We start from the raw sequence: 6,066 nt of genomic DNA, 5'->3' as shown, positions 1-6,066 counted from the left end.
GGATCAAACTCTCCATAATAGAAAAGCTGAATAGCTCATTGACTTGCTAGCGAGATTTTGCAATCTCATTTATAGTCGATTGCTCGACTGTGCTTACTCACTCGTTGTTCAGTTTTCAAAGATCAATTTCTTTCGTTCACTGCCGTGTTACCGAAGCAGCGAAAAGTAATATACCATGTCGAAATTTGATTTGCAAGCTTTTTTTTAAATTCTTTTTCGACATGTTTCTGAGAGCTATTTAACCTGTCTTTGAACGACAGATTAGCAATATACCATGGTTCCAAAAGGATTACAACCTCTAAATAGACTTTCACGTCCACGAAAAAAGAACAACGCTGTATGTCTACAACTTTGTTCTTCTCGTCTATAGCTATTTTAATAAAAGCGCTCACCTTTCAATACCAACTTGTAAATACAGAAGAAGACCCGTAAGCCAACGGAAATGCGGCTCCGACCATCAGGACAGGTCCCCACCAAGTGAAGAAGGAGATTCCCATACATAGGCTAATCAGAATCAGCGCAGGCAGCACAAGAATAGGTGTCGATAATTGGAGAGCTTGATGCTTCTCTGTATCCTGGATAGGAAATAGGGTTAAAAAGGGTGTCCTGAGCTCGTCCTTACAAAAGGATTTCCTCCAAAATACCAACGCGCACGCGGCAATAATCCAGACCGTAATTTTAAGAGGCCCCGGCATGATAAACATAGCCGCACTAATCAGAGCGGCAAACTGTATCGTTTGCTTCCACTGCGTGCCATTTCTAAAGAACGATTTTACTAACAAATCAGCAATCCCGTTTCCTGCGCCTTTCCCCTTAAACAAGCGTTGTGAATTTTTGAATAATAGGGGACGCTTTCGCTTCGGTTTTCTTTTTCGCTCCGTAACACGAATTAACATTAAAGAAACAATCCGCATCCGCGAGTCGCGCTCTCTGGCGATATCTGCGAAGAAGGCTCCTTTTTCTTGCAAACGTATTTTACTCAAGAACACAGCCAGTACGAGAAGAAGCAGATGAACCGCCCAAATGTAAAGCGCGTTCTGACTGATCGCAGCAACCAGCTTTTGATACACAAAGAAAAGCCCTGCAAAAGCAACGATCCGTAATATCCAATGGAGAAAACCTTGCATACGTAAGGCTACCAATTGACGAAGCAAGCCTAAATTAATTTTTAGCAGATAGGTAATCAACCACAAGGAAATCAGCTGAGGCACACGAAAGCCATACACCTGAACGAGCAAAGGAAGAAACACAAACATCAAAAGAAGCGTTGTAATCCCCTGCAGCACAAGAGAATATCGATGTCCGAGTCGCATGAGATGCTGAAACCACCGCCGGTTCTGCCGAAGGAATAGCTGATCACCTTCCTCAACAAAGTATCGAATAGTCCCCAGCCAAGCAAACACATAGAATACCGCACCAACCATAAACAAAGATATCCAACTAAACCATGAAGGCTGAGTCGCCCACCAAGAGTAGTATTGATAACCAGCCACAATAATCAGCGGAATGACAAAATAGATCGCAATAACCCAATCCACGGCCATCCGCAACGCTTTATATTGAAAAAACCAATCCGATCGCACGCGACGCGCAAAAAGCTGAAAGCTGCTGTTCAAATTACGGCCCTCCTTTCTAGAGTAAGGAATGGAAACAATCGAATAATGGCGCGTCTGGCATGCCGCATTGTTCTTGAATGTCCTTCAACGACCCGTTAGCCACCAATCTCCCACCAGACAGAAGCACAAACGAGGTGCATATCCGTTCTGCCGTGTCCAGCACATGGGTACTCATCAAAATACCGGCGCCCCGCTTACGCTCCTCATCTAACATCCCTATAAAATCTTTGATCGCCTTCGGATCAAGTCCAATGAACGGCTCATCCACAATGTACACGTCCGGTTTATTCAAAAAGCCCAGGATCAGCATGATTTTCTGCTGCATCCCTTTGGAGAATTTGCCCGGCAATTGATGCTTCTCGTCCAACAACCGAAACCTGTGCAAGAGATCATCCGCGCGTTCCAGGAACACGGTTCGGTCCAGTTCATAAACGGAAGCAGCAAATTCCATATGCTCCCACAACGTCAACTCATCATACAGAATAGGATGCTCAGGTATATAAGCGTAGCTTTTTCGCTCACCCATAAAAGAAATTTTCCCTTTAAAATCCTTCAACAAACCCAGGATGCTCTTCATCGTCGTACTTTTGCCGGCTCCATTGGGACCTAACAGACCTACAAGTTCACCTTGCCGAACCTCAAAATGAATGTTTTTGATAGTATCCGGAACCTCGTCATAACCAGCCTGATCAATATGTACTTCTAATACGGCTAACCGTTCTTCTGACATTACGATCACATTCCCTTCTACCCTCATCCTATATAACGCATCTTTGCATTTCTACCGCTTTTTTTCAAGCTATCAATCCCAGATGTATATAATTCTATGATTTGGTCAAATCTAGTATCTATTACTCTATCAATTCTTCTACTAACAAAAAGGAGGTATTACACATGAAAACTGACATGAAAAAGAGCGTCCTGCTCAATCGTTACCATTTTCTGATGTGGGCAAAAACAGGCGACATGATGTATCTGAAATTAATCGGAACCGCCCTGTCTCATTAATCGAACTCATACCTAACAGCTGAAGCCGTTAAGGGCCATGTCCCTTCGGCTTTTTGTATTTGCAGGTCTTATTCCACTCTCGCCCTCATAAGATGTTAAGTGAAGCACTGAACCATCCTTACGCGAGGGGGATCCATCATGTCCGGGCATAACGAGCATGGCGCAGCTTATTTTGAAAAAATGCTGAATATCATTGATGTCGGTGTTCATCTCATTGACCGTGAGGGAATTACTATTTTCTATAATGATAAAATGGCGGAAACGGATGGGCTGAAGCGTGAGCAGGTTGTCGGGAAAAATTTTTTTGAGCTGTTCCCTTCTCTAACCAATGAAACAAGCACCTTCATGAAGGTTTTGCAGACCGGTATCGAAATTCGCGAGAAAATCCAAACGTACGTCAGCGTCACTGGCAAAAGAATCACCACAATCAACAGCACGTACCCGCTCCTGGAAAATGGAGACATCATCGGCGCCCTGGAAGTGGCCAAAGATATTACAAGCATCGTGCATCTCCACGATCAAATTCTGGACCTTCGGCATCAAATTTACGAATCCCCCTCCAAAGATAAGAAGCACACAAGCTCCGCCCGCTACCATTTCAGCGATTTAATCGGCAATAACGAAGATTTCCTTCGTACGATTTCTTTTGCCAAAAAAGCATCGCGTACAAGCTCGCCGGTTCTAATTTGCGGCCCCACCGGCACAGGCAAAGAATTAGTAGCCCAGAGCATCCATAATGCCGGGGCTCGCAGAAGCCGCCTTTTTATCGCGCAAAATTGTGCAGCGGTCCCCAACGAGCTGATGGAAGGCATCATGTTTGGAACGGCAAGGGGCGCCTTTACCGGGGCCATTGACCGTGCCGGCTTATTTGAGCAGGCGAATGGCGGAACCCTTTTTCTGGATGAACTGAACAGCCTGGATTTAATTCTGCAGGCCAAACTGCTGCGCGTGCTGCAGGACGGGCTTGTTCGCCGGGTTGGAGGCACACAGGAACAGCAGGTGGATGTCCGCATTATTACCGCCATGAATATTGATCCAAAAGAGGCGCTGGATAAGGGGCTTTTGCGCAGCGATCTTTTTTACAGGCTGAATGTCGTGAATCTGACGCTTCCTCCGCTCGCTGGGCGCAAAGAGGATATTCCGATTTTGACGAACCATTTTATCGATACGTTTAATGACTTGTTTGGCATGAAAATTACGGGGATAGCGCCAGCGGCCATGCAGCGTTTGCTCGATTATCACTGGCCGGGAAATATTCGCGAACTGAGCCATGCGATCGAATCGACCTACAATATGATGGAGCTGGAATGTGAAATCATTGAAGAGACCCACCTCCCCGCTTCGGTCATGGGAATCCACCCACTGCGGTATGAAAAGCAGCATGAAGCGGCAATCTCAACCGGCTTAACCGATAAAGTGAAACAGCTGGAAAAAGAAGCGATTGTGAACGCGCTCACCCGCCATCATTACAATATAACCCTCACTGCCCAAGCTCTCGGCATCAAACGCCAAGCCCTGCAGTATAAACTTAATCGCTACGGTATCGTGAGAAAACCTTAGTCTGTGAGACTCCGCAAGGAGTCTTTTTTGCGTTTTCCAGTGTCAGGAGGAAATGTTGGCATGCTTTTTGCATCTTCTATTACTGAGCAAACATCATTACTGGAGGTGCCAAGATGGAACGACGTCACTGGAAGCAAGTTGCGCTATGGAAAAACGTCACGGATGAGCAATGGAATGATTGGCTTTGGCAGCTGACACATACCATTCGTTCCTTGGATGATTTGAAAAAAGTGGTGAATCTGACCCCTGAAGAAGAAGAGGGCGTTCGTATCTCGACGCAGACGATCCCTTTGAATATTACCCCCTACTATGCATCCTTGATGAATCCTGATGATCCAAGATGCCCGATTCGTATGCAATCTGTCCCTGTTTCCGCCGAATTGCTGAAAACAAAATATGATCTGGAGGACCCTCTGCACGAGGATGAAGATTCTCCTACACCCGGTTTGACCCATCGTTATCCGGATCGGGTGCTTTTCCTGGTTACCAATCAGTGCTCCATGTACTGCCGTTACTGCACGCGCCGCCGTTTCTCCGGTCAAGTGGGCATGGGTGTTCCCAAAAAACAATTGGATGACGCCATTGCGTATATTCGGAATACGCCTGAGGTGCGCGACGTTCTCCTGTCCGGCGGGGATGGGCTGCTGATTAATGATAATATTTTGGAATATATACTGAAAAATTTGCGGGCGATTCCCCATGTTGAAATCATCCGGATCGGTACGAGGGCACCGGTTGTTTTTCCGCAGCGGATTACGGAGCATTTGTGTACCATCATCAAAAAATATCATCCCGTCTGGCTTAATACGCATTTCAATCATCCTTTGGAAATGACGGAAGAAGCGAAAAAATCATGCGCCATGCTCGCCGATGCGGGTGTTCCGCTTGGCAATCAGTCTGTGATTCTAGCGGGCATCAACGACAGTACTTACATTATGAAAAAGCTCATGCATGATCTTGTCAAAATGCGTGTACGCCCTTATTACATTTATCAATGTGATTTGTCCGAAGGCATCGGCCATTTCCGGGCTCCGGTGTCCAAGGGCCTCGAAATTATTGAAGCGCTGCGCGGACATACGTCTGGTTATGCGGTACCTACCTTTGTTGTTGACGCACCCGGAGGTGGAGGAAAAATCGCGCTTCAGCCGAACTATTTGATCTCGCAGAGCCAAGATAAGGTTATTTTGCGCAACTACGAGGGCGTCATCGTCGGGTATCCAGAGCCCAAAAATTATGTGCCGGGCCGTGCGGATGAGTATTTCAACGAAATCTACGGTGTGGAGAAGCAGCCTGAAAGCACAGGCATTATCGCACTGATGAAAGATGAAAAATTCAACTTGGTGCCAGAAAATTTGCGCCGGATTGGCAGAAGAAAAGCCTACTCGGAGGCGCCTGAGCATGTTTCCTTGAAGGATCGCCGGACCAAGCGGGATGAAATGAAGGATAAGCTGATGAAGGCGCAGCAGAAGGAGAATAAAGCTGGCGCTGCGGAAGGCAGCCCGTCTTCGGAGGGGGCTGGCGAGGGTACGGCGCCTGGTGCGGAGAGCTGAGGGTGGAGCGAGGGCGGTGCGTGAGGCGCGGAGGGCAAAGTGCAGAGTGCGGAGTGCGAAGGCGGAGAGCTGAGCGTGAAGCGAGGGCGGTGCGTGAAGGGCGGAGTGCGAGGGGCGAAAGGCCACGGGCGAGGAACTGAGGGCTGAGTGCGAAGGCGGAGAGCTGAGCGTGAAACGAGGGCTTAGCGTGAGGAAGGCCAAGGGCGAGAAGGCCAAGGGCGGAAGGGAACTACAGGCCGCTATCCTGAAGGAAAGCGGCTCTACGACGCGCCGGAGCATTCCTGTAGATGCTAATTATTCAGCTTTGCAAAAAACAAGCACCCTCTGTACAT

4 protein-coding genes are annotated in these 6,066 nt (G+C 47.5%); 2 read left to right on the top strand and 2 right to left on the bottom strand.

The window, feature by feature from the left end:
- Nucleotides 1–395: 395 nt before the first annotated feature.
- Nucleotides 396–1,616, bottom strand: coding sequence for an ABC transporter permease (locus GON05_RS27810; RefSeq protein WP_157323801.1), 1,221 nt, complete (start codon nt 1,614–1,616; stop codon nt 396–398).
- 16 nt (nt 1,617–1,632) lie between these two features.
- Entirely contained in the window at nt 1,633–2,373 is a 741-nt protein-coding gene (locus GON05_RS27805) for an ABC transporter ATP-binding protein (RefSeq protein ID WP_276509714.1), read from the bottom strand.
- Nucleotides 2,374–2,762: 389 nt separating this feature from the next.
- On the opposite strand from GON05_RS27805, the gene GON05_RS27800 reads away from it, so the two are divergent.
- On the top strand, nt 2,763–4,184 hold the full coding sequence (locus GON05_RS27800; RefSeq protein WP_157323799.1) for a sigma-54 interaction domain-containing protein: 1,422 nt from the start codon (nt 2,763–2,765) through the stop codon (nt 4,182–4,184).
- A gap of 113 nt (nt 4,185–4,297) precedes the next feature.
- Nucleotides 4,298–5,734 carry a lysine 2,3-aminomutase gene (gene kamA / locus GON05_RS27795; protein WP_157323798.1) on the top strand — a complete coding sequence of 479 codons (1,437 nt, stop codon included), beginning with the start codon at nt 4,298–4,300 and terminating at the stop codon, nt 5,732–5,734.
- The last annotated feature ends 332 nt before the right edge of the window (nt 5,735–6,066 follow it).

The sequence above is a fragment of the Paenibacillus anseongensis genome (assembly GCF_009757995.1).
Classification (GTDB): domain Bacteria; phylum Bacillota; class Bacilli; order Paenibacillales; family NBRC-103111; genus Paenibacillus_E; species Paenibacillus_E chondroitinus.
Note: the sequence above shows the minus strand (reverse complement) of the source record. Positions and strands in the feature narration are given on the sequence as shown.

What these genes read in the sequence shown, in the direction of transcription:
- GON05_RS27805 (WP_276509714.1), bottom strand. Translation starts at nt 2,373, where the DNA reads ATGAGGGTAGAAGGGAATGTGATCGTAATGTCAGAAGAACGGTTAGCC.
- GON05_RS27800 (WP_157323799.1), top strand. Translation starts at nt 2,763, where the DNA reads ATGTCCGGGCATAACGAGCATGGCGCAGCTTATTTTGAAAAAATGCTG.
- kamA (WP_157323798.1), top strand. Translation starts at nt 4,298, where the DNA reads ATGGAACGACGTCACTGGAAGCAAGTTGCGCTATGGAAAAACGTCACG.